This is a genomic window from Vibrio sp. DNB22_10_4, from assembly GCF_052879755.1.
Map to the genome: position 1 here is coordinate 1 of NZ_JBNNXW010000147.1, position 225 is coordinate 225.

Annotated in this window: 1 tRNA gene; it reads left to right on the forward strand. The window is 45.3% G+C overall.

What is annotated here, in order from left to right:
- Window positions 1-71 (forward strand) — tRNA-Met (locus tag ACVA6Q_RS25035).
- Window positions 72-225 lie beyond the last annotated feature (154 nt).

Sequence of the window (225 nt, forward strand, 5' to 3'; positions counted from 1 at the left end):
GTAGCTCAGCTGGTTAGAGCACATCACTCATAATGATGGGGTCACAGGTTCGAATCCCGTCGTAGCCACCATTTATTGCAACTTGTAGGGTTACCTTCAAGTACAACGTTAAGATTGAGTTTTACCAATTACTCTCTTAGCTATAAGTTTTGTTGCGGAAGTGGCGGAATTGGTAGACGCACCAGATTTAGGTTCTGGCGCCGCAAGGTGTGAGAGTTCAAGTCT